At 47.3% G+C, this 23,985-nt stretch carries 24 protein-coding genes; 11 read left to right on the top strand and 13 right to left on the bottom strand.

Translation table 11 applies throughout. The features are described from left to right. The first annotated feature begins 12 nt into the window (after window positions 1–12). Window positions 13–861 (top strand): polysaccharide deacetylase family protein, encoded by an 849-nt coding sequence (locus HWY38_RS11915; RefSeq protein ID WP_025284491.1) that lies wholly within the window; start codon window positions 13–15, stop codon window positions 859–861. A 31-nt stretch (window positions 862–892) separates the two neighbouring features. On the opposite strand, the gene HWY38_RS11920 is transcribed toward HWY38_RS11915, so the two are convergent. The 3 genes from HWY38_RS11920 to HWY38_RS11930 all read right to left on the bottom strand — a co-directional run bounded on the left by HWY38_RS11920 (window position 893) and on the right by HWY38_RS11930 (window position 3,070). Then, window positions 893–1,624, bottom strand: a complete 732-nt coding sequence (locus HWY38_RS11920; RefSeq protein WP_411908474.1) for an NAD-dependent protein deacylase — start codon at window positions 1,622–1,624, stop codon at window positions 893–895. A 63-nt stretch (window positions 1,625–1,687) separates the two neighbouring features. Then, entirely contained in the window at window positions 1,688–2,803 is a 1,116-nt protein-coding gene (locus tag HWY38_RS11925) for a mechanosensitive ion channel family protein (RefSeq protein ID WP_032874303.1), read from the bottom strand. Between the two features lie 162 nt (window positions 2,804–2,965). Continuing rightward, the gene (locus HWY38_RS11930; protein WP_003155299.1) at window positions 2,966–3,070 is read right to left on the bottom strand and encodes a YhdX family protein; all 105 of its coding nucleotides are present in this window, start codon (window positions 3,068–3,070) and stop codon (window positions 2,966–2,968) included. Between the two features lie 169 nt (window positions 3,071–3,239). Here HWY38_RS11930 and HWY38_RS11935 point away from each other — a divergent pair, with 169 nt between their 5' ends. The 3 genes from HWY38_RS11935 to crcB are packed head-to-tail and all read left to right on the top strand — an operon-like array spanning window position 3,240 to window position 4,709. Beyond that, on the top strand, window positions 3,240–3,956 hold the full coding sequence (locus HWY38_RS11935; RefSeq protein ID WP_038457452.1) for a glycerophosphodiester phosphodiesterase: 717 nt from the start codon (window positions 3,240–3,242) through the stop codon (window positions 3,954–3,956). A gap of 1 nt (window position 3,957) precedes the next feature. Continuing rightward, window positions 3,958–4,353 (top strand): fluoride efflux transporter FluC, encoded by a 396-nt coding sequence (locus HWY38_RS11940; RefSeq protein WP_038457450.1) that lies wholly within the window; start codon window positions 3,958–3,960, stop codon window positions 4,351–4,353. Continuing rightward, window positions 4,350–4,709 (top strand): fluoride efflux transporter CrcB, encoded by a 360-nt coding sequence (gene crcB, locus HWY38_RS11945; RefSeq protein WP_224181907.1) that lies wholly within the window; start codon window positions 4,350–4,352, stop codon window positions 4,707–4,709. The genes HWY38_RS11940 and crcB overlap by 4 nt, the downstream gene beginning before the upstream one ends. 13 nt (window positions 4,710–4,722) lie before the next feature. On the opposite strand, the gene HWY38_RS11950 is transcribed toward crcB, so the two are convergent. The 3 genes from HWY38_RS11950 to HWY38_RS11960 all read right to left on the bottom strand — a co-directional run bounded on the left by HWY38_RS11950 (window position 4,723) and on the right by HWY38_RS11960 (window position 8,804). Then, on the bottom strand, window positions 4,723–6,111 hold the full coding sequence (locus tag HWY38_RS11950) for a hemolysin family protein (protein WP_098081235.1): 1,389 nt from the start codon (window positions 6,109–6,111) through the stop codon (window positions 4,723–4,725). A 231-nt stretch (window positions 6,112–6,342) separates the two neighbouring features. Beyond that, window positions 6,343–7,587, bottom strand: a complete 1,245-nt coding sequence (locus HWY38_RS11955; RefSeq protein WP_224181908.1) for a beta-ketoacyl synthase N-terminal-like domain-containing protein — start codon at window positions 7,585–7,587, stop codon at window positions 6,343–6,345. A 32-nt stretch (window positions 7,588–7,619) separates the two neighbouring features. Next, the gene (locus HWY38_RS11960; RefSeq protein WP_224181909.1) at window positions 7,620–8,804 is read right to left on the bottom strand and encodes a pyridoxal phosphate-dependent aminotransferase; all 1,185 of its coding nucleotides are present in this window, start codon (window positions 8,802–8,804) and stop codon (window positions 7,620–7,622) included. A gap of 176 nt (window positions 8,805–8,980) precedes the next feature. On the opposite strand from HWY38_RS11960, the gene HWY38_RS11965 reads away from it, so the two are divergent. Both HWY38_RS11965 and HWY38_RS11970 read left to right on the top strand, forming a co-directional pair. Then, the gene (locus HWY38_RS11965; RefSeq protein ID WP_007409263.1) at window positions 8,981–9,406 is read left to right on the top strand and encodes a MerR family transcriptional regulator; all 426 of its coding nucleotides are present in this window, start codon (window positions 8,981–8,983) and stop codon (window positions 9,404–9,406) included. A gap of 61 nt (window positions 9,407–9,467) precedes the next feature. Next, window positions 9,468–10,802 (top strand): hemolysin family protein, encoded by a 1,335-nt coding sequence (locus tag HWY38_RS11970; RefSeq protein ID WP_003155308.1) that lies wholly within the window; start codon window positions 9,468–9,470, stop codon window positions 10,800–10,802. Between the two features lie 45 nt (window positions 10,803–10,847). Here HWY38_RS11970 and HWY38_RS11975 read toward each other — a convergent pair whose 3' ends face one another. After that, entirely contained in the window at window positions 10,848–11,447 is a 600-nt protein-coding gene (locus HWY38_RS11975) for a lysophospholipid acyltransferase family protein (protein WP_007610331.1), read from the bottom strand. A 240-nt stretch (window positions 11,448–11,687) separates the two neighbouring features. Between HWY38_RS11975 and sigM the strand changes: the two genes are divergently transcribed. The 3 genes from sigM to HWY38_RS11990 are packed head-to-tail and all read left to right on the top strand — an operon-like array spanning window position 11,688 to window position 13,523. Continuing rightward, window positions 11,688–12,179 carry an RNA polymerase sigma factor SigM gene (gene sigM, locus HWY38_RS11980; protein WP_003155312.1) on the top strand — a complete coding sequence of 164 codons (492 nt, stop codon included), beginning with the start codon at window positions 11,688–11,690 and terminating at the stop codon, window positions 12,177–12,179. Then, on the top strand, window positions 12,169–13,245 hold the full coding sequence (locus HWY38_RS11985) for an anti-sigma factor (RefSeq protein ID WP_088005355.1): 1,077 nt from the start codon (window positions 12,169–12,171) through the stop codon (window positions 13,243–13,245). Before sigM ends, HWY38_RS11985 begins: the two co-directional genes overlap by 11 nt. Continuing rightward, window positions 13,233–13,523, top strand: a complete 291-nt coding sequence (locus HWY38_RS11990) for an anti-sigma-M factor (protein ID WP_003155315.1) — start codon at window positions 13,233–13,235, stop codon at window positions 13,521–13,523. The genes HWY38_RS11985 and HWY38_RS11990 overlap by 13 nt, the downstream gene beginning before the upstream one ends. Window positions 13,524–13,559: 36 nt before the next feature. Here HWY38_RS11990 and HWY38_RS11995 read toward each other — a convergent pair whose 3' ends face one another. From HWY38_RS11995 to HWY38_RS12010, 4 genes are all read right to left on the bottom strand, one after another. Beyond that, window positions 13,560–14,915 carry a sodium-dependent transporter gene (locus tag HWY38_RS11995; RefSeq protein WP_038457445.1) on the bottom strand — a complete coding sequence of 452 codons (1,356 nt, stop codon included), beginning with the start codon at window positions 14,913–14,915 and terminating at the stop codon, window positions 13,560–13,562. Window positions 14,916–15,029: 114 nt separating this feature from the next. Further along, window positions 15,030–16,433, bottom strand: a complete 1,404-nt coding sequence (locus tag HWY38_RS12000) for an amino acid permease (RefSeq protein ID WP_224181910.1) — start codon at window positions 16,431–16,433, stop codon at window positions 15,030–15,032. A 328-nt stretch (window positions 16,434–16,761) separates the two neighbouring features. Continuing rightward, a complete protein-coding gene (locus HWY38_RS12005; RefSeq protein ID WP_224181911.1) occupies window positions 16,762–17,631 on the bottom strand; it encodes an SDR family oxidoreductase in 870 nt (289 codons plus the stop codon). 79 nt (window positions 17,632–17,710) lie between these two features. Then, window positions 17,711–18,814: a citrate synthase/methylcitrate synthase gene (locus HWY38_RS12010; RefSeq protein ID WP_224181912.1), complete on the bottom strand. Its 1,104-nt coding sequence runs from the start codon at window positions 18,812–18,814 to the stop codon at window positions 17,711–17,713. Window positions 18,815–18,923: 109 nt separating this feature from the next. Between HWY38_RS12010 and HWY38_RS12015 the strand changes: the two genes are divergently transcribed. Then, entirely contained in the window at window positions 18,924–19,799 is an 876-nt protein-coding gene (locus HWY38_RS12015) for a LysR family transcriptional regulator (protein WP_003155320.1), read from the top strand. Between the two features lie 68 nt (window positions 19,800–19,867). Here the strand turns inward: HWY38_RS12015 and HWY38_RS12020 are convergent, their stop codons facing one another. After that, complete coding sequence (locus HWY38_RS12020; protein ID WP_044801682.1) at window positions 19,868–20,698, bottom strand: C40 family peptidase; 831 nt, start codon at window positions 20,696–20,698, stop codon at window positions 19,868–19,870. A gap of 458 nt (window positions 20,699–21,156) precedes the next feature. Here HWY38_RS12020 and HWY38_RS12025 point away from each other — a divergent pair, with 458 nt between their 5' ends. Next, entirely contained in the window at window positions 21,157–22,536 is a 1,380-nt protein-coding gene (locus tag HWY38_RS12025; RefSeq protein ID WP_224181913.1) for an alkaline phosphatase, read from the top strand. Between the two features lie 37 nt (window positions 22,537–22,573). On the opposite strand, the gene HWY38_RS12030 is transcribed toward HWY38_RS12025, so the two are convergent. Next, on the bottom strand, window positions 22,574–23,980 hold the full coding sequence (locus tag HWY38_RS12030; protein ID WP_224181914.1) for a SpoVR family protein: 1,407 nt from the start codon (window positions 23,978–23,980) through the stop codon (window positions 22,574–22,576). Between the last annotated feature and the right edge of the window lie 5 nt (window positions 23,981–23,985).

Raw genomic sequence — 23,985 nt, forward strand, 5'->3', positions numbered from 1 at the left:
GGAGAGATTGTTATGCGCAACACAAAAGAAGGTGCTTCCCCTTCTCTGTTTTCATTGGCTTTTAAACTTACGAGTTTAGCAGTTTTGTGCGGACTGCTTCTGGTAATCGTCATAATGGGATATTCCGCTTCCGCCGCAAAAAACAAACAGGTCACCGTGACCGCAAACGGGCAGCTTCGGGATGAAGCAGAAAGCCTGCGGCTGAAAAATGATTCTCCCGACGTCTTAATGAAACATTTGCAGAGAGAGCGTGACCCAGGGAAAAAAACGGTATATTTAACCTTCGACGACGGGCCGTCTCCATATACTGAACAGCTGTTGAATGTATTGAAGGCAAATGGCGCAAAGGCCACTTTTTTTATGCTTGAACCGCGGATGAAAGCCTATCAGCATTCCGTACAAAGAGCGAAGCAGGAAGGAATCGCGCTCGGCCTGCACGGCGTGACGCACGATAATCACCTGTTTTATCAAACACCGACATCACCGCTGAACGAAATGCAGCAGGGACGCGATACACTCGAGGCAATCACCGGAGTAAAAACGGATCTTGTCCGCACGCCTTACGGCAGTAAACCGTCATTGACGGATGCCCAGATTAAGAATCTCGAAAAAGGCGGATTCGTGTACTGGGACTGGACGATAGACAGTGAAGACTGGAAGTACAAAAACGCACGGTACGTGCCGGAAGTATTGAATCAGCTCGCATATTTGGAAAGCGTTCATACGAGCAGGCCGCATGTCATTTTAATGCACGATCTGCCTGCGACGGTGCACGCTTTGCCTAGCCTGATCCAAAAACTGAAAGCCCAGGGCTACTCCTTTGATGTTCTGACGGATCAAATGATTCCCGTCCATGAATAAGAAAAGCCGGATCTGTATAGATCCGGCTTTTTTATGTCGCGGCGCTGATCCGTTTTGCAAATTCACCGATCTTCTCATGGATGACAAGATCAAATAAATGGTCGCAATATGTCGGCTCAAGGTTAATGATCACCTGCTTCAAACCGGGAATCCGGCCCGCATCCTCAGGGACAAACCTTGCCGGCGCCACTTCAAGCGAAGTGCCGATCACAAGAAGAAGATCAGCTTTATCAAGCTTTTCATAAAGGGTTTCAAAATGCTGAACGAGATCGCCGAACAGCACGACATCCGTTTTTAATACGGTGCCGCATACCGCATGATCACCGATTTCCGCCGTACATTCCGGCACTTCGTCCTTCAGCAGATGAGAAAGCCCGTAGCGCGCTCCGCAGCGGGGGCATGCGGCGGTCTGAATTGAACCGTGAAGCTCATAGACACTGCTGCTTCCCGCTTTCTTATGCAGCCCGTCAATATTCTGCGTGAAAATGTCTACCTGCTTTCCCCGCTTTTCAAGATCCGCCAAATACGTATGGCCGGCATTCGGCTCATAACTTCCGCTCATTTTCATCTGAAAGAGCTGTTTGAATTTAGGCCAGAATTCACGCGGACGGCGTTCAAAGTATTCCCTGCTCATCACTTCCATTCTGGAGGTGTCTTCGGTCCATATACCGCCCGCCGAACGAAAATCAGGAATGCCGGATTCCGTGCTCATTCCCGCCCCCGTCAGCACCACGATACGTTCCGCCTGATTGATCAATGTCATAAACGCTTCCACTCTTCCACCGCCTTTTCTTTTTATCATATCATGAAAAAAGAACGGCGCCTGTTATGCCCGTTCTTTTTCTCCGGAATGATCCTTCACATGAACCGGATCATCGTGGCTTTTCTGTTTTACGAATACATTCTGGCCCGGATAGGCGAACTCCACGCCTTCCTCAGCAAAAATATCAATAATCCGGCGGTTGATATCCTGCCGCACGTCCAGGCTTTCCGCCCAGACGATGGTCTTTGTGTAAAAGTTGAAAAACAGATTATAATAGCTGTCCGCAAACACGTCAAAGTTAACCATAATCGTATCATCATGCACGCCTTCATGTTCACGAAGCATTTCTCTGAGCCTTGTGATACACCGCTCTAAACGATCAATCGGCGTCGCATAAGAAACACGAACGGAAAACGTGACCTGGCGCTTCGTCATCCTCGTCCAGTTTGTGATGGCTTCCATGGAAAGCGTTGAATTGGGTACGGTAACAAGCGCCCCCTGCGCCGTCCGGAACCTTGTGCTTCGGAATGTGATATCTTCAACGCCCCCCGTCACAGATGACGTCTCGACCCAGTCGCCGATCGTAAACGGCTTTTCCGTAATGATGATAATGCCGCCGAAAAAATTGCTGATCGTATCTTTAGCCGCAAGCGCGAAGGCCAATCCGCCAAGTCCGAGTCCGGCCACGAACCCGTTTACATCATAATTGAATTCCTGCGCGATCACACTGACGCTGAGCGCGAGAATGACAAAGCGCAGCACCTTGGATAAAAACGGCGCCAAAATGTCATCCATATCAAGCTCAAAGCGCTGATTGACTTTATGAAATAAAAACGAAGACGCCGATGTCAGATTGCAAAGCCCCCAGGCGATCAGCGCAACGATCAGAGAGCGGTACAATTTTTTGACAATGTCCATCTGCCCGTCTAAAAACGGTGAATACTCAATCGCTAAAAACAGACCCAGCGCCGCGAAAAACCATCTGGCCGGCTTGTCAAACGCTACGGCAATCTGCTTGAATATGTCGGTTTTCGGCTTGTTCGCCAATTTGTAAATGAGCTGAAAAAAGTATTTGACAAACAGTTTTCTCAAAACGAGAAAAGCCGCTAAAATTCCGATGCTGATACTGATCTGCGAAATATGGTCAAGCGTAAAAAAGCTCTGAAATTGTGTCATCATGGCATATGCTCCTTTGTCTTGTCGAAAATCTATTATACTAAAACATTCGGACATCATCTTCTTTTAATGTCTTTAGGCAGCCTGAAAAACCCCGGCATCAGAGCACAGCCGGGGTTTTCACACATTCGTTCATCTTTCAGCCAGATACAACAGGGTCAGGCACTATTTCTTCTTTGATTGTGTCTGTTTCAGGAGAGTCGCTTTTTGGATTTCAGCATCGGTTTCGGCCTTAATTCTTTCTTCCACTTTCAATCTCCCTTTTCCCATGATCTCGCCTCCTTTTTGCCATTATAAATCATCACTGCGGATTGTAAACCGAAAAAAGCACTATCTTTATTCCAAAAAAATACTGTTTTGCACATTCACCAGTTTGAATCGCTGTGCATATACGAATCTGATATAATAACAGAAATGCCCATGAGGGGAGCTGACAAGCTTGTATACCATCGCTCATCGCGGCGCATCCGGTTACGCGCCCGAAAATACATTTGCGGCATTTGATATCGCTGCCGAAATGAACGCTGATTTCATTGAGCTTGACGTCCAGCTTACAAAAGACGGTCAGATTGTCGTCATCCATGATGACAAAGTCGACCGGACGACGGACGGCTCCGGTTTTGTAAAAGATTTTACGCTGAAGAAGCTGCAGTCTCTGGATGCCGGCAGCTGGTATGGGGCTGAATTTAAAGGGGAGCGGATTCCCCTGCTCGAAGAGGTTCTGAAGCGTTATCATTCTGAAATCGGATTTTTAATTGAGCTGAAAGGGCACGTTTCTCAAGTCGGTCTTGAAAAAGCAGTCGGCCAGCTGTTAAGCAGGTTTTCCTTTTCCATCCACCCTATCGTTCAATCATTCAGCCTCAAGTCGATTCAGACCTTTCACGGCATGTATCCGTCCGTTCCGACTGCAATTATTGCAAGACCCAGCTTTGGGATGTTTTCCAAAAGCCAGCTGAACGCCTACAAATCAGCCGTAAATTATGTCAATATTAAATATACCCGTCTGAATCGGTTCTTGATTTCCACCGCTCACAGACACGGCCTGAAAGTATTTGCCTGGACGGTCAGAAATCAAAAGACGGCCGAAAAGCTGCAAATGATGGCAGTTGACGGCATTGTAACTGATTTTCCGGATTTTATTTCTAAGGATGGCTGATATGAAACAATACATCGCAATTTTTATCGGAGGCGCGCTTGGCGCTTTGCTCCGCTTTGAAATGAACGCGCACATTCACAGCGGTTCTTTCCCGGCGGCCACTTTCCTCGAAAACGCGGCGGGAAGCCTTTTACTCGGTCTTATTACGGGTTATTTCATCATTCGGGCTAAACGCCCTCTTTTGACCGCCTTTTTAGGAACCGGTTTTTGCGGAGGTTTCACGACGATGTCAACCTTCGCAAAAGAAACCATTTTTCTGCTGCAATCGTCTCCCGCAGCGGCTTTTTGTTATGCTGCCGCGACTTTATTCGCTGGTCTTGCCCTTGCATACGCCGGCATTTTTTGGGGACGGCGGATTGCCCTTCACGCAGCGGGAAGGGGGCATGATACGCCATGACGATTGTCCTGATGCTTATCGCAGCGGGTATCGGAGCGGTATTACGGTCTCTGCTGGGTAAAACAATTTCAGAAAGAACAAAAGGTTTTCCGATTCCGCTTGGAATGGCTGCGGTCAACCTGCTCGGCTCCTTCGGCCTCGGCATGTTCACCGGACTGGGCCTGGATAATCCTTCCCCCGGCATCATCATCGCGACAGGCTTTTTCGGTGCGTTTACGACCTTTTCCACGTTCAGTATTGAAGCCGTGCAGCTGATGATGAACAACCGCATAAAGGAAAGCCTGCTCTACATCGCTGTTTCAGCAGCCGGAAGCCTTTTGGCGTTCTGGTGCGGCTTCATTATCATGTCCATTTAAAAAAACCTTGAGCTTATTTTTCGCTCAAGGTTGCGTTATGAAGCATGACCGTTTCAGGCACGGGCAGCTGGCGGTTTATTGTTCCCTGACCGCCCGGGCGGCCCTGTTCTTCTTTGAGTTCAAGCTGTTTAATAAACCGGCCGTCCATTTCTAATATGAGGGCAGTATATCCCCCGATTTGTATCGACTCACCCGCACGGATGTCAATATTCCGTTTCAGCACAAGACCGCCGATCGTGTCGACTTCCTCTTCAATCCCTGCGCCGAGAAGATGATTCACCTGATCAATCCGAACCTTTCCGTCCAGCACATAATGGCGTTCGGACAGCTTTTGAATCTGCGGCTGTTCGTCCTCATCAAATTCGTCTCTGATATCGCCGACGATTTCTTCAAGGATGTCTTCGGTCGTCACAAGACCGGACGTTCCGCCGTATTCATCAGACAATATCGCCAAATGAATCCGTTCTCTCTGCATTTTTATCAGCAGGTCGTGTATCGGGATCGTCTCGATGACTTCAATCACCGGGCGGACGTAAGACGTGATGGATACTTCCGCTTTTTCATCTTCTGTCATAAACAGCAGATCTGAAAAAAGATGCTTCGTATTGATCATGCCGATGACACTGTCTTTGTCCCCGTCCGTTACGGGCCAGCGCGTATATTTGTCTTTCAGCATCATATCAAGCATTTCCGGCACGTCCATATCAGTGGAAACAGCCGCGATTTCTTTTCTCGGGATCATGATTTCCTTGGCGATCCGATTATCAAAATCAAAAATTTTATTCACAAATGTATATTCAGACGGATTGATTTCCCCGTTTTTTAAACTTTCTGACAGCAGAATCCGCAACTCTTCTTCAGAGTGGGAGCCTTCATGCTCAGATGCCGGCTTTAACCCGGCCAAACCGGTCAGAATTCTCGCGGAGCCGTTCAGCACCCAAATAAACGGGAACATGAACACGTAAAATAACCGAAGCGGTCCGGCAATCCATAACGTCAGCTTTTCCGCTTTTTGAATCGCAACCGTTTTAGGCGCAAGCTCACCGACGACGACATGTAAAAACGTAATCAGCCCGTACGCCGCAGCAAAAGCAATCACATGCTCAGCAGAATCCGGCAGCCCCATGCCCTGAAACACAGGATGAAGCATCCGTTCAAATGCAGGCTCTCCCAGTACGCCGAGCCCGATGGATGTGAGTGTAATGCCAAGCTGCGAGGCGGATAAATACTCATCAAGATCCGTAATGATACGCTTTGCGAGCACCGCCCGTCTGTTCCCTTCTGAGATGAGCTGATCGATTCTGGATCTCCTCACTCTGACGATCGCAAATTCACTCGCCACGAAAAATGCCGTTAACGCAATGAGCACACCGATTAAAATCAAACTGTCAATATCGTCCATTTCACCTTATCCCGAATTGAAGGATAAGGACGTCACCTCCTGATTTCATCGTTTTTTCTTAAGCGAGAGGAACGAAATGGGTGATTGACTACACAGAGGGCCCCATCCTGCCACCTCCTAAGTCAAAGCATGATTGTAATTTGTATATTTTATTGTATCACAACTCCATTCTTTCATCATTTTCAGATTTTTTTATCATATAAAAAACAGCCTTCAAAAAGAAGGCTGCCGTTATCTGCTTCGGAAATGATTTTCTAAACAAAGCGCCGTATTAATCCCCCCGAATCCCATACTTAAGCTTAACGCATGGTGTACGGTATGGGCGCTCGGCCCGTCGATCACCCACTGAAATGAATCGTCAATCGGCTCCGTTAAATTTCGGATCGGATGAAGCTTGTTTTCCCGCATTTGCAAGAGAGCAGCAATGATTTCCACCGTTCCGGCCGCACTCAGACCGTGTCCGGTAATCGATTTTGTCGCATTAATCCGCGCGTGCGACAGGCCGCTTTCAGAAAGCGCCCGGCATTCAGTCTTATCACCGATCGGTGAACCGGTGCCGTGCGGGTTGATGTAATCGATCTCTTTTGCTGAAAGACCGGCCCGCTCCAGCGCCTGGCGGATCACCGTCATTTCGCCCTCTGCTGAAGGATTCGGGTTGCGGTTCGCATCGGAAGCCATCCCCCAGCCCTTTAAGCCGGCCCACGAACGTGCGCCCCTCTCTTCGGCAGATTCAGCGCGTTCCAGCACAATCGCTCCGCACGCCTCTCCGAATATAAACCCGTCCGTATGCCGGTCAAACGGGCGGCAGGCGGCTTCAGGCCGTTCAGCGTATGTATCAGTGCCCATCGCTCCCAAAGAACGGAGAGCATGACACTCCATGTACGACAGATCGGCCAGCGCCCCGATCACGATACATCGGTCAAACAGGCCTCCTTTGATTCCTTGAGCAGCCTGGATAACCGCCGCCTGGCCGCTTGCCGACGCGCCGCCGACCGTAAAGGCCGGCCCTTTTATCCCGAATTGCTCCGTACAAAGCCCCGACAAATCACTATCCATAAAAGAAAGCCCGTAAGTCGGATTTACAAATTGCGGCGTTTCACCGTTTTTCTCAAAGGTCTGCAGCAATTCGCGCTGCGTCATATTCGAGCCGCCGATGATCAGACCGGTGCGGCTGTGGTCAGCGCCGTCTAATTGAGCGTCATGCCACGCTTCATATAAAGCGATAAGCGCCGTCTTTCCTGATAATGCGGCCCTTCGGTACAAGCGCTTCGACAGCGCGTCCGGCGGCGTTAATTCGCTAAGCTCCGCGCCGATAAACGAACTGCCTTTCTGCCGGCCGGGCCGTTTCATCACATCAAAGGCGTGCTGCCCCTCCATGAGCGCATCGAGAAACGCCTCCTTGCCTTGTCCAACCGCGGTTAAGACTCCGATTCCTGTAATGCTGATGTCTGACGTGCCATTATTTCTCCTCGACATTTGTCCGTTCTCCCATCTTTATGTATTGGAAGCTATGAAGAAAAATCTTGATACAGTGCTTTGAAAATATCGCGCGACTGTCTGATCTGTTCTGAAGGCACGCTGAAAGATAATCGGAAATAGCCGCTTTTTCCAAATCCGCTGCCGGGTACGATCAATAGTTTGTATTTCTGTGCGGCATGCATGCAGAACGCCACCTCGTCTTCAATCGGTGATTTCGGAAAGACGAAAAAGCCTCCTTTCGGCATTTCAAATTCGAAGCCGGCTTCTGTGAGGATGTCCACCATAAGGTCTCTCCGCTTTCTGTAAGGTTCAGCATCAATCGAAAGATCATCCATTTTCGCCACGGCGCGCTGCATCATGACCGGAGCGTTCACAAAGCCGAGCGTCCGGTTGCAGAAAACGAACGCATCCGTCAGAAGATCGCCCTCAGGCATTTGGGCGTCTGCCGCGATATACCCGAGCCTTTCCCCCGCAATGCCGAGATCTTTACTGAACGAACTGACTAAAATCACGCGGTGATACGCCTGAAACGGATTCGCCTGCTCTTCTCCGTAGATCAGCTGGCTGTACGGTTCATCAAATAAAATAAATATGCTTTGGCCGTTCCGCTCTTCGGCTTCTTTTAATAAGGCGCCTAATTCGTTAAGGTTTTTCTGGCTGAGCACAGTCCCCGTCGGATTATGCGGCGTATTAACGATCAGTCCTTTCGTACGGGGAGTGATCGCACCTTTAACCGCTTCAATATCAATCTCAAATGAGTTAGTCAGCGGGCAGATGACAGGTCTGCCGCGGTAATTTTCAACATACGCTTTATATTCCGCAAAATAAGGCGAAAGAAGGATGACTTCTTCCTCCGGGTTTAAAATGCTCTTCAGCGCGACATTCAGCGCCCCGCCGGCTCCGACCGTCATGACTGTATGCCTGGCGGAAATTTCTGTCTGAAACCGCTCTGACAAAAAGCGGGCAACCTTTTCTCTCGCCTCCGGAAGCCCCTGGTTTTGTATGTATCCGTGCCGCCCTGTTTCAGCCGCTTCGCAAAGCGCCTTTTTAAATGTTTCAGGCGGCTCCGCAACCGGATTTCCTATCGAAAAGTCAAATACCTTATCGGCGCCGAACTCTTTTTTCAGCCGAGCGCCTTCATCAAATAGTTTGCGTATCCATGAACCTTTCTCCAGATTCTGTATCACTTCCCGTGATAAACCGGCCACTGTCATCTGTCCCTTCTGTCCTTTTCTGCCGTTTCTAACAATGATTATGAAAGATTTACCTGGCGCAGTCAACGCTTTTTCAGACAGCCCGCCGCGCCGTTTCAGGAGAAAGACGGAAAACAATAAACTTGTGCAAACTCCCCTTCATATATTAAACTATTCTCATAACTATAACGTGATGGTTGGGGAGGGATTTAGATGGGGCTGAGACTTATCGCATCAGTGAATTAGCAGAGCTTGCCGGTGTAACGAAACGCACGGTGGATTACTACACAAACCTCGGGCTTTTAAAGCCTGACAGGTCTTGTTCGAACTATCGTTACTACGATACACTTGCACTTAATCGGTTAAAGTTTATAGTCGCTTGTAAAAAGCAGCGATTGGCCCTGTCTGATATAAAAGATCGACTGGAGAACCAGTTTCCCTCTTCAGCCCTGCCTGACGATATTGGAAATCTGGCATCGGAAATTGATCACATGAATCAAAACATCTCCGTGATCTTGAATCGGTTTGAAAAGCTTGAACCAGAGGAGCGCGCCCAGCTGAAAAAAAGGCTGGCTCCTGAAAAGCTTGCAGTGCTTCAATCATTTATGCTGCTGTTAAGTTAAACCATTATCTTATTAACAGGAGGTGTTACCTTCATCTTCCCAAAAGAAGTGAAGGTTCTAATTGGACATTGTGAATTTGATTTTAGTCGCGGTTTTAATCGCGCTGACGGCATTTTTCGTAGCATCTGAGTTTGCGATAATCAGAATCAGAGGCTCACGGGTTGACCAGCTTATAGCAGAAGGAAATAAAGCCGCAATCGGTGTCAAAAAAGTGACCACCCATTTAGATGAGTATTTATCGGCGTGCCAGCTCGGCATAACATTGACTTCCATCGGTCTTGGTGTCTTAGGCGAATCAACGATTGAACGCTTGCTTCATCCGCTTTTCACAAAGATAAACGTACCAAGCTCATTATCACATATTATTTCATTTATTCTCGCCTATGCGATCATTACATTCTTACACGTGGTCGTGGGAGAGTTGGCGCCGAAAACAGTCGCCATCCAGAAAGCGGAAGCCGTTTCAATGCTGTTTTCGAAACCGCTGATTTGGTTTTACCGCATCATGTTCCCGTTTATCTGGCTTCTGAACAACTCCGCCCGTCTTTTAACGAAGACGTTCGGTCTGGAGACGGTGTCTGAAAATGAACTTGCCCACTCTGAAGAAGAGCTGCGCATCATTTTATCGGAAAGCTATAAAAGCGGTGAAATCAACCAGTCTGAATTTAAATATGTGAACAAAATCTTTGAATTTGACGACAGACTTGCAAAAGAAATCATGATTCCGCGTACGGAAATCGTCAGTCTGCCGCATGATATCAAAATTTCTGAAATGATGGACATCATTCAGATTGAAAAATATACCCGGTACCCTGTCGAAGAGGGTGACAAAGATAATATTATCGGCGTTATTAACATTAAAGAAGTGCTGACCGCCTGCATCAGCGGCGAAGTATCAGTCGACTCGCCGATTACCGATTTTGTCAATCCGATCATCCATGTGATTGAGTCGGCACCGATTCACGATCTGCTTGTAAAAATGCAGAAGGAACGGGTTCATATGGCGATTCTGTCGGATGAATACGGCGGAACCGCGGGGCTTGTCACCGTTGAAGACATTATTGAAGAAATCGTCGGGGAAATCCGTGATGAATTTGATATCGATGAAATCAACGAAATCCGCAAACTCGGCGACGGCCATTACATGCTTGACGGCAAGGTCCTGATTGATCAAGTGAACGAACTCCTCGGCATCCATTTAGAAAATGACGAGGTCGACACCATCGGCGGCTGGTTCCTTACCCAGAAATACGACGTCGAACAATACGACTCGATTATCGAAGAAGGCTGTGAATTTATCATTAATGAAATTGACGGCCACCACGTCGCATATATCGAAGTGAAAAAACTGGCGTTTGATGAACTGCTGGAAACCGCCGAACAAAAAGAAGCATAACAAAAAAGCTTGCGCGTCTGATACAGACGGCAAGCTTTTTTTCATTTACAATTGTTCAAGTTTTTTCTCAAGCTCTTTAATTCTGGCATTCAGCTCTTCTGTCATGGCCGCAAGCCTCTCCTTCGGCGCAAGATCGGAAAAGTCCTCCAAAAAAATCGGCTCGCCGATGATAAGCCGCATTTTTCCCTTTTTAAACAGCGCTTTTCCCGTAGACGGCCCTTTATATGCGGCCGGAACGAGCGGCGCTTTTCCCATTTGGGCGATGGTCACGGCCCCTCTTTTCAGCGGGACGTCTTCTGATGTTCTCGTACCGCTCGGAAAAATCCCGACAATCTTTCCTTCCTTCAGAAGCTTAATCGGCGTTTTAATGCTGCTCGGGCCCGGATTTTCACGGTCAACCGGGAACGCGTGAATCTTCTTCAAAAAACTTCCGATCCACTTTTTCTGAAACAGCTCTTTTTTCGCCATATAATGAATCTGATGGGGCAATATCCCGACACCGAGCGTGAGGACGTCCACCCAGCCCGCATGCGTGCACGCGATAACGAATCCTTTATCAGACGGAAGATTCTCTTTATTGTACACTTTCACTCCTCCGCGCAGGGATAGAATGCATTTGATGGCATTTGCACAAAACTTATACATAACGCACTTCCTTTGTTGTAATGATCAAAAGTGTTCTCTCTCTCTATTATAACAATATTTTTTATTACCTGGTACTAATAATTATATTTTTCCTCCGCCGATCTCTATCTTTTATGACGGATTTTGGGTACTATAGAGAAATGGTGTTTGATGAGGTGAAAATGAATTTAAGCCGTTTGCATGGAACGTGCAACTTTAAACCTTTCTTATGCGTGTATAACATAGAGGGGAGAAAAGGCAGTGACGATCGATGAAATTTACCAAATGTATATGAATGATGTTTACCGGTTCCTGCTCTCCATGACAAAAGACAAGCATCTCGCTGAAGATTTGCTGCAGGAAACCTTTATGAGGGCATACATACACATTCACTCCTACGACCACAGCAAAGTAAAGCCATGGCTTTTTCAAGTGGCGAGAAATGCGTTTATAGATTATGTCAGAAAACATAAAAAGGAAGTGACCATTTCCGATGACTTAATTGGGAGCCTTTTTCAGACGGCTGTTCAAAGCCCGGCTCATCAGATTGAAATCAAGGAAGTGCTGACAGGGTATATGTCCGAACTTCCCGACAATTATCGGGAGGCCTTAACACTGTATTATTTAAAAGAACTGAATTACAAAGAAGCATCCCATATTATGAATATTTCAGAGGCTAATTTTAAAAGTGTTTTATTTCGTGCCAGACAGCGGCTGAAAGCACTTTATAATAGAGGTGTTAATGATGAATGAAGAATTTAAAAAGCGTTTTTACCAATACAAAAATGGAGAAATGAGCGACCGGGAAATGGCCGCCTTTGAAGAAGAGCTGGAAAAGCTGGAAGTCTATCAGGAGTTGATTGAAAGCGAAATGCAGGACGACCGGGAATGGGACGTCGGCATCAGCCCGGAAAAACAGAAGGCCATTTTATCATACGGAAAACGCAAATCCTATTTGCGGATTTCAGTTCTCGCCGTCATCTCCACTTTGATGATTTTGCCGCTTTGCACTTTAGGAAGCTACCTCTATTACGGTCTGGGAGGAAAAGAAAGCACCGGCAATCAATTAATGGAGACCGCGGCAGTGACGGTGGCGACAACAATGCCGAACGTCCTCGTCGATACCTCCGGACTGAAAAGCCAGGTGAAGCTGTTTGGAATGAATACGGAATTTCCGCTGCAAAAGCAGATCGGCACAAAAACGAAATCCGTCGGCGGAGAACGGATTGAAATGTTTTTAGATACGGTCAAATCGCCTGCCGTTAACTACTATGATTTAGACGCGGCACAGGCAAAGCATTATTTCGCCCATCCTTCCGGCTTAAAGGAACGCACGATTGACAAAGCCGGACAGACCTTAAAAAAATTGCCTGAAGGAAGCGTGGCGGAGGTCTATCTTTCTTATGACCGGGCCTACCCTTCTTCTCAAGTATATTCGACTTTTAAAAAATACGATGTGAAGTTTTTATGGAACGCGGTCGAAACGGAGAAAAATCTGAAAGACAGTCCTTATGCCGAGCCGTTAGGATTTCCCGGGAAAGATTCAAAGATGGTGTCCTCTTTCGAAACGCAAGGACAGACAGACCGTGAACAATTTATCAATGCCCTTGAATTTATGTCCCGCCATAAAAAATGGGCGCATGCAATATCGAAACGCAAAGACATGAATCTTGGCAGCCGAATCGACTATGTTGAACATCATGGAATGAACGTATACGGCTCTGTCGTGACGGGGCCGACAAAAGAAATCGAACGTCTGCTAAAAAACAAAACAGTAAAAGCAGCAAACATCGGTGAGGTGGAATTATGGAATTGGTAAGAATTTTTAAAGAGCATAATGTTTTCGGCTGGATATCAGTCGGTACCGCGATTTTGTCGCTGCTGCTTTTGAACGTGGCAATCATCAGCAATGTGACTTTCTATTCTTATCAGATGCTGCCGTTTGCGATGGCCGCCGTGCCGTTCGGCATCATTGAGCTGTTTATTAAAAAAGGACGGACGGGCCCGGGACTGCTCGGTGTCATTCTCAATCTGTTCGTCATTGTCTGTGTATATACGATCGTTGCGGTTGATACGAATCTGCAATTCGGTTTTTAAACATAAAAACAGGCCCTTTTACGGGGGCCTGTTTTTTTAAAATGAAAGAACGCCGATTAAATGCAGCAATACGACGATGATAGCCAGCGGCACGAGATATTTCAGAAGGAAATACCACACCTGAAAGAAACGATAGCCGATGGCGGAACCGCTTTTCATCTCGGCAAACAGCTCCTGCTTCGGTATTTTCAGCGGGACGAAGATTGATATTAATAAAGCGCCGAGCGGAATCAGCACATTGCTGACGGTGAAATCCGCAAGATCAAAAAACGTTTTTCCGAACAAATGAACATCACCGAGAACACCGTATGATAAACAGGATGGAATTCCGACTAAGAAAATGAGCAGACCGCTTGTCCACGACAGCTTCTTTCTTTTCGTTTCATCACCTTTCCCGACAGTCGCCACGATAATTTCCACCATCGAAAAGGCCGAAGTCAGCGCGGCGAAGAAAAAGACCGCCAGAAAGCTGATAAAAAACAGCGAGCCGAACGGCAGCCGGTCAAACACAGCCGGCAGCACGGTAAACAGCAGTGTAGGCCCTTCATCCGGTTTAAAGCCGAACGAAAAAACCGCTGGGAAAATGGCCAGTCCCGCAAACAGCGTGACGAGCACATTCATCATAACAATGGAACCCGCCGAACCCGGAAGATTTTGGGTTTTCGGCAGATACGAACTGTATGTCACCATGACCGAAACACCGAGCGTTAATGTAAAAAACGCCTGTCCTAAAGCATATAGGATGGATTCCGGCGTCAAATCTTCAAAGTGCGGAACCAATAAAAATTTAATCCCCTCAACGGCATGATCGAGCGTGACTGATCGCAGCACAAGCAATAGAAACAGCACAAATAAAATCGGCATCAGCACCGCACTGACACGTTCAATCCCTTTCTGCACGCCTTTTGCGACGACCGCCACCGTCATGATCATAAATACAAGCTGCGCAATGAGAGTCTGGATCGGATTTTCAATGACCGTCCCGAACACCGTGCCGTACTGCTCCTGAGTGAGCCCGGATAAAGAACCGGTAACGGCTTTTAACACATAAAGCAAAATCCACCCGCCGACAACACTGTAAAAAGACAAAACTAAAAAACAGGCCGCCACACCCACATAACCCGTGAGGTGCCATACCGACTTCGGCGCGGCTTGTTTGTAGGCATCAATCGCATTTGTCTGGCTCCGTCTTCCGAAAATAAATTCACCGAGCAAAAGCGGATAGCCTAAAAGCACGGTAAAGAGGACGAATACAAGAAAAAAAGCGCCTCCTCCGTTCGTACCCGCTACGTAAGGGAACTTCCAAATGGCTCCCAGACCGATCGCCGAACCGGCAGCGGCCATAATAAATCCTATTTTTGAGGCCCATTGAACCCTTTTTTGGTCAGACACGACTTTCCACTTCCCTTCCGCCCTATATTATCCCTTATTCGCTGCGATAACTTAAGCCCATTTCAATATGTTTCATTATTCCGAAAAATAAAAAGAAGCGGCGGGTGCCGCTCCTTACAAATCCCTGTTTAATTTCGAATGCTTTCTCGAATATAAGAAATAAATCACCAGACCGATGATCAGCCAGATAAAGAAACGGAATATGGTGGTGGCGCCGAGGTTAATAATCAAAAACACGCAGAACAGAATGGACAATATCGGAATAAAGGGAACCCCCGGACATTTAAAAGCCCTCGGCAGATCAGGCTGTTTCTTTCTCAATACGATAACCGCCACGGAAATCAGGACAAACGCGGCAAGCGTGCCGATGTTCACCAGCTTCGCCAGTTCATCAAGCGGGACGAGCGAGCCGAGTAATGCCGACAGGATGCCGAATACCCATGTCACCACGTGCGGCGTTTTATGCTTCGGATGGACTTTTGAAAGCGCCCCCGGCACCAAACCGTCACGGGACATGGCAAACATCACCCTCGTCTGGCCGTACAGCATGACGAGCATCACCGTTGTCATTCCCAACACTGCGCCGATATCAATAATCCCGGCCACCCAATTCTGTCCGGCCATCTGCAGGACGAGAGACACGGGATGGTCAACGCCCTCAAAGCGGGCAAACGGAACGACGCCCGTCATAATCGCCGATACGGTCACATACAGAACGGTGCAGATGATTAATGAAAAGATAATTCCTTTCGGCAGATCCTTCGCCGGATTTTTCGTTTCTTCAGCGGCGGAAGAGACGGCGTCAAAACCGATAAAAGAGAAGAAAACGAGTGCCGCGGCACTGAAAACACCGCCGAAACCCATCGGTATAAACGGCTGCCAGTTGTGAGGTTTGACATATACGGCCGCAACGGCGATAAACAATAGAACAACCAGAACCTTCAAAATGACCATAATATTATTGACCCGCTTCGATTCCCTAATGCCTAAGTAGAGGAGGAATGTAATCGCAAGCACGATAACAAATGCGGGGAGATTAAAGAATGTGACCGTGCCTTTAATGGATCCCGGCGCGGCCGTTAATGCGGTCGGAAGATGAATGCCGAAGCCCGCCAAGAATGATTGAAAATAGCCGGACCAGCCGACCGAAACCGCGCTGACGGCGAGCATATATTCCAAGATTAAATCCCATCCGATGATAAACGCTAGAAGTTCACCCAGTGTCGCATAAGTAAACGTGTAGACGGAACCTGAAACCGGGACGCTTGAAGCAAATTCAGCATATGACAGAGCCGCAAATAAACACGCAAGAGCGGCGATGACAAATGAAACGGTCAGCCCCGGCCCCGCCGTGACAGCGCCTGTTCCGGTTAATACAAAAATCCCCGTTCCGATGATAGCCCCTATCCCCAGAAGGGTCAAATCAAAGGCCCCTAACTCTCTTTTCAGCGACTTTTCCCCGCTCGTTGCGGCAAGCAGGTCCTGAATGCTTTTCTTTCTGAATACGCTCCCCTTCATCTGCTTCACTCCTTGTAAATCAATATATGTTAGAATATTCAGATAACAATAACGATAATGACTAAATTCTTATTTTTCGCATGAAATGTTTCAGCACATCATCCCTTTCTCCTACATCATATTATAGCGAAAAATATAAAAATGAAAATAACTTTTTTGAAAATTCTATATATTATTTTTCATAAAGCAAAACTCAGCGGATTCTCTTCTGCGAAATATTAACATTAGTGATTCAGCTGGCGACTTCCATTTTTTAAAAATCGTATTCATATGTACGTTCAAATTAAAAATCCCGCACTTTTTAAAAGCGCGGGATAAAACTTGCGTATTATGTTGAAATAAATCTGCCGCCATTTACGTGAATGGTCTGCCCCGTCATATAGGAAGATTCGTCTGAAGCCAGAAGCACGTAAGCTCCGGCGTGTTCCGCAGGCTGTCCCGGTCTTCCCATCGGAGTGTCCAGACCGTGCTTTTCTACCTTTTCTTCAGTAAACGTCGCCGGAATCAGAGCGGTCCAGATCGGTCCAGGGGCCACCGCATTTACTCTGATCCCCTGATCGGCCAATGACATCGCCATTGAACGCGTAAAGGAAACGATGCCGCCTTTCGTGCACGAATAGTCGATCAATGAAGTGTCTCCCTGATAAGCGGTAATCGACGTTGTATTAATGATGGCGCTCCCTCTTTTGAGATGAGGCAGCACGGCTTTTGTCATATGAAACATAGAAAACATGTTTGTACGGAATGTCTTCTCCAGCTGTTCAGCTGTAATATCAAGAATCCCGTTTTGCGGATGCTGCTCAGCCGCATTATTAACGAGAATATCTATTTTTCCATAGTGATCTAAGACTTGGCGGACGGCCTTCTGACAATGCGCCTCATCACCGACGTCTCCCGGAATTAACAGGCATTCGGCCTGGTATTCTTCCGCACGCTTTTTCGTTCTCTCGGCATCGGCATGTTCGTCTAGGTACAGGATGGCAAGATCCGCCCCTTCCTTCGCGTAAGCGATCGCAGCCGATGCGCCGATGCCGCTGTCTCCGCCCGTGATGACGGCGACTTTTCCTTTTAATCTGCCCGCCCCTTTTACATCCGGGTCCTCCAAGAGCGGCTTCGGCTCCATGTCTGACTCAATGCCGGGCTGTCGGTTTTGCACCTGCGGCTTTTGTCCTTCCGTCTGTCTGTCCATCGGATTCATATTCTCACACTCCTGCAATTGGTATTACTGAGACGATACCACGCAGTGCGGGGAGTTAAACGGACAAATATGCCGGTAATTAAAGCTGCTGAGCCGTTTCGGGAAAAGCGCCGGTGTATTTCGCAGACGGCCTGTAAATCATGTTGTCAGCGGACTGTTCAAGCACGTGTGCGCACCAGCCTGCCATTCTGCTTGCTGAAAAGGTCGGCGTAAACAAATCATTGTCGACATCAATGGCCTGCATCACAGCCGCTGCGTAAAACTCCACATTCGTATACAGCTTCCGTCCGGGCTTATATTGCTCTAACAAACGGATGGCTTCCTTCTCCACATAAAGCGCCAAGTCAAGCGACGGATCATTTCCCGCCACTTCTTCAGCCTTTATGCGCAGCGCTTCCGCCCGCGGGTCTTTTGTTTTGTACACCCTATGTCCGAAGCCCATCAGGCGTTCTCCCTTCATAAGCTTCGCTGCCAAATATGCTTCTGCATTTTCTTTTTCCCCGATGTCTTCAAGCATTTTCGTGACGCCTGAAGGGGCGCCTCCGTGCAGCGGCCCTTTCATCGTACCCAGTGCGGCAGTGACGGCAGACACTAAGTCTGATTCCGTCGAAACGGTGACTCTCGCTGAAAAAGTCGATGCATTCATCCCGTGCTCCATCGCCAGAATCATATACGTCTCAAGCGCTTTCTTTTGGGCTACGGACGGCTGCCTGCCTGTCAGCATATACAAATAGTTTTCAACGTGTCCGTATCGCGCCTCAGGTGACAACGCTTCCTGCCCTTGTTTACGGCGGTATCTGTACGCAATAATCGTCGGTGTGACAGCAATCAGTTTAATCGCTTCTTCCGGCTTGGGCGGATATGTAAATGAATCTGTGCCCAAACCTGAAACAGCCGTTCTCAGCACCGCCATGTCGTCCATTTCATCCGGAAGCGTTTCCAGTAAGCCGATCAAATGTTTCGGAAGCCCGCGCTCGGCTGCAAGTTCTTCCTGAAACGCAAGCAATTGCCGCTCATCAGGAAGCGCCCCGTTCAAAATGAGATACGCCGCTTCTTCAAAACTGAATTGCAATGCGATATCCTTCGCGTCATAGCCGCGATATATTAAATGCCCCTTTTCTCCGTCAATGTGGCTGATCGCCGTTTCTGCACAAGTAATCCCTTTCAATCCACGATAAATCAATTTCATTCCCCCTTATCCTCTTTCTGTTATTATAGTAAATATAATATTTAAAAAATAATGAATATTTTTAAGGGAATTAATTAAAACTTTTAATCAGAGGAGTGCATCTATGGATTTTAAATGGCTTCACACCTTCGTCACCGCGGCAAAATACGAGAATTTCAGAAAAACGGCGGAAACGCTTTTTTTATCTCAGCCGACCGTCACCGTTCATATAAAATTATTAGAGAAAGAAATCAGCTGCAAGCTGTTTCAGCGGAGCGGCCGGAAAATACAATTGACGGAAGAAGGAAAAGCATACGTGCCGTTTGCCATGAGACTTTTGGAAGACTATGAAAACAGCATGGCGGAGCTGCACAGGGTGCGCCAGGGCTACTCGCACACGCTGACACTCGCTGTTTCGCCGCTTATCGCCGACACCGTTCTCCCGTCTGTCATGAAGCGTTATACAGAGGACAATAAAGAAACCGAAATGACGGTCACCATTTTCGAATCGGAAGAAATCGCCTCTCAAATCAGAAACGGCTCAGCCGATATCGGACTGAGCTGCTTAAAGGTGCAATCATCTTCCCTCACTTGCCTCCCCCTGTACAATGACCCCGTTGTCCTCGTCGCGCCGCCCGGCCGAAAACCCGGGACAGGGAAGGCGGATGAAGTGAAAGACCTGTTCGGACAATATCTGCTTTTGACCCATAACCATCCTGACTATTGGGATGATTTGCTCCGCCAGGTCAGAATACAGTTCCCTTTCGTCAGGACAATGAAGGTGACACAGACGCATATTACGAAACGATTTATTAAAGAGGGGCTGGGCGTCTCATTTCTGCCGCTGTCAGCGGTACGGTCCGAACTCGCCGCAGGCAGCATGATTGAAATTCCGTGCGAATTCGCCCAGATGCCGAGCGCGGGCGCGTACGCCATCGCCCTCTATGAAAATGAAAAAAAGAAAACCTTTTTAGATTTTTTATCCCATTTTCATTTTTAGGTGAAACAAATGGAGCTCTGCCCCGTCTAAATAAAAAACCCGTTCGGATGAACGGGTTTCTATCGCTGCTAGAATCTTTTCGCGCCAAGGTAGCGAGGTTTCCAGTAGCTGTTATTCAGATCACTTGTTGTGACGCCGTCAGAACCGGCATGGATGAACTTGTTGTTTCCGATGTACACACCCATGTGTGAAGGGCCGGCCTGATATGTTGTAAAGAAGACGAAGTCTCCTCTTGACGGGCTCGACACGCTCTTCATTGAGCTCCAGTATCCCGCAGTGCTCGTTCTGCCGACACTCGTCTGTTTGTTTAACAGGTACCAGATAAATCCGCTGCAGTCAAAGCCGGAAGTTGTTGTTCCGCCCCATACATACGGCGTGCCGATTAAAGATTGCGCATCAGAAATCAGCTTGTTTACATTCAGGCTCGTCTGTGCAGCATTATGGCTGGATGAAGGCTGCTTTGATGACGATGACGAAGATCCTGAAGACGTTGAACCGGAAGTTGATCCCTTTACTTTAAGAACTTGTCCGATGCGGATCAGGTCCGTTTTTAAACCGTTTAAACTTTTTAATTGGTTTACCGTCATTTTATATTTATTCGCAATTTTCCAAAGGCTGTCGCCTTTTACGACTTTATATGTAGACGATGATGACTTGCTGCTTGAGCTTGAACCTGAGGATGATTTACCGTTAATCGAAAGCGTCTGACCGATGTAAATGATATCCGATTTTAATTTGTTCTCAGATTTAATGGAATTAATTGACGTTCCATACCGATTTGAAAGTCCCCATAATGTATCGCCTTTTTTTACCTTAATCGTTTGCGCAGATGCCGCGCCCGCAAACAAAGTCGTCCCCAAAACCACTGCCGTTGTTGCTGTAACAAGTTGCTTTTTCATATTTTCCTCCCTGAATGATTCTATCTATTTTATGTGTCTCTTTTTTAAAGTTTTTATCTGTTTCCTATTATAAGGTTCAATTTCCACTAGAAATAGACTTGACTTCCCGTGACAAATTTCTTACTAATTCGTTTTAGAAAAAAGTTTTTAAGGGTATTAAATATTTCAATTTGATTTCAAACGTGACGAAAAACGAGTCAATTTGTCATGTTTCTTTCCTGTGATCATCGTATTTTGGAAAAACAAAGCAGTTTGCTTTCCAAATAAATCCTTGTTAAAAAAATCCTCATCTTTTTCAAAAAAGTGAATGGTTTTCACTCTTTCTTGAAAACATAAGTTACACCGGAATTTACATTTCTAACAATGTTTCACCTGAAATTTACAGGAGAAACAGGCGCTCTTTACAAACACCCCCTACCATTAGACATGCAGACACGATTAAAGGAGGACGAGTGAGAATGAGTCTATTTAAACAGGTTCGATCAAAACTTCTGCCGGCGGCAGCCGTATCCGTGCTGACAGCCGGTCTGATTGCGGGCGCGGGGCTTCAGCACTCCGAACAGGCTGCGGCAAAAAAACAGCCTGACAAAAACGAGATCAGAAACGTCATCTTCATGGTCGGCGACGGAATGGGCGCTCCCTATATGAACGCCTACCGTTCGGTCATTAACAAAGGAAAGCCTTCGGATGGTATGAAACTGACGGCATTCGATCCCAATCTCACCGGTATGATGATGACTTATCCTGACGATCCTGATTCCAATATTACCGATTCCGCGGCGGCTGGCACGGCAATGGCCACAGGCGTGAAAACGTATAACGCGGCGATCGGAGTCGATAAAAAAGGAAAGCGGGTAAAATCCGTCCTCGAAGAAGCGAAACAAAGAGGGAAATCCACCGGACTTGTCGCAACTTCGGAGATTGCGCACGCCACCCCTGCGGCATTCGGAGCCCATAACAAATCCCGAAAGAACATGGATGACATCGCAAGCAGCTACTTTGATGACCGCATCAACGGAAAACAGAAAGTCGATGTGCTCCTCGGAGGCGGCAAGTCAAACTTTATCCGTAAAGACCGCAATGTAACAAAGGATTTCAAAAAAGCGGGATACAGCTACGTGACATCAAAACAGGAGCTCAAAAAGGATCGTAACAAGAAGATTCTCGGCCTGTTTGCCGATGGCGGACTCGACAAAGCAATCGACCGCTCAAACGCCGTCCCTTCATTAGAAGACATGACAACGGCAGCGATCGACAGGCTGAACAAGAATAAAAAAGGGTTTTTCTTAATGGTCGAAGGCAGCCAAATTGACTGGGCGGGACATGACAATGATATAGTCGGCGCAATGAGTGAAATGAAGGATTTTGAAAAAGCGTATAAAGCAGCGATCGCATTTGCCAAAAAGGACAAACATACGCTTGTCGTTGCCACGGCTGATCATACCACCGGGGGATTGACGATCGGCGCGAATGACGATAAAAACTGGCATGTTGAACCAATTCTTGCCGCCAAAAAAACCCCGGCATTTATGGCTGACCAAATCAAAGCGGGCAAATCCGTATCTTCCGTGCTTGCGCGTTATACAGACCTGAAATGGTCAAAAGCGGAAATCAAACAGATCGAAACGGCCTCAAAACAGGATGCTGACAAGAGCGTCTACAAAGCGATCATTAAGCTCTTTAATGCGAAAACCAACAGCGGCTGGACAACCGGCGATCATACGGGCGAAGAAGTTCCCGTTTACGCATACGGTCCGGGAAGAGAGTCATTTACGGGGCTTTTAAACAACACGGACCAGGCCAAAAAGATCTTTCACATCCTGAAACACGGAAAATAAAAAAGGATGCGGGGGTTTCCCCGCATCCTTTCTTCTTTTACAGATATCTCCGATGCACTCCTTTGCCGTCATAAGAAAACATCACTTCTCTGTCTTCAAGAACAGATTCGATGTGCACGCTCCTGCCCCACAGCTGGTACAGATACGGCAGCACTTTCTCCAAATATTTCAGATCAAGCTCAATTCCCTCATACCAATGTTTAATATAAAGCTCATTATTCTTCAGGTAATCCCCGTCATTGACGGTCAGATAAGGAAATCCCCCGTTGACCCGCATGTTCACGAGCTGATCGCGCACGGCCTTCCATTCTTTGTCGATCACTTTATAGTCCCTGCCCTGTTTTTGGAATAAATACAAATCCTCACGCATCACGAGATCTTTCGTCAAATAATTGCGGATAAATGATATATCCGATTCAATTTCCCTGACCTCAAACATTTTCTCGCGTCCGGAACCGGGCTTTACTCCTGTTTTTTTCATTTCATCTGTCGGGTTGTCATAACGCTCTTCGATGTCTTCAAAAATTTTCAGCCCTAAATAATACGGGTTGATTCCCGTTTTTGACGGCTGAACGACGCCTGCGTTCAGCTTCGCAAATTCGATGGCTTCATCTGAAGTCAGGTCAAGCTCGCGGATAATCCGCTGATGCCAATAGGATGCCCAGCCTTCGTTCATGATTTTCGTTTCCAGCTGCGGCCAGAAATACAGCATTTCTTCTCTCATCATGGTTAAAATGTCACGCTGCCACGGTTCAAGCTCCCGCGAATGTTCTTCGATAAACAGCAGAATATCTTTTTCCGGCCGGGGCGGAAACGGTTTTTTCCCTTTTTTCTTTTTCACCTGCTTCGGCTTATCCATTCCCCATAAATCATCGTAAGGCGATGGCGCGGTTTCTTCTTCGTCCTCCTCTTCGTCATCGACGCTCCACAGCAGCTGCGGCCTGACGAGCGACGGATCGATATGCTCCTGAACCGCCAGAATGGCATCTAAAAAGGACTCCACCTCTTTTATTCCGTGAATTCTTTCATAATGCTTAATCCGCTCCGCCGCAGCCGCCATACTCTCAACCATGTCCCGGTTCGTATTTTGAAAGCGGCAGTTATTTTTGAAAAAATCACAATGGGCAAGAACATGGGCTACAATTAATTTATTTTGGATCAGCGAATTGCTGTCCAGCAAAAAAGCGTAGCAAGGGTTGGAATTAATGACAAGTTCATAAATTTTGCTCAAACCGAGATCATAATGGAGTTTCATCTTATGAAATTGTTTGCCGAAACTCCAGTGGCTGAATCTCGTCGGCATGCCGTACGCGCCGAATGTATAAATAATTTCAGCCGGGCAAATTTCATATCTCATCGGGTAGAAATCAAGGCCGAAACCCTTCGCAATGTCGGTTATTTCCTCAATTGCCCGCTGTAAACCTTTTGTCTCCTCCGCGTTCAACCGAA

This window comes from Bacillus sp. KS1, assembly GCF_020075515.1.
GTDB lineage: Bacteria > Bacillota > Bacilli > Bacillales > Bacillaceae > Bacillus > Bacillus velezensis.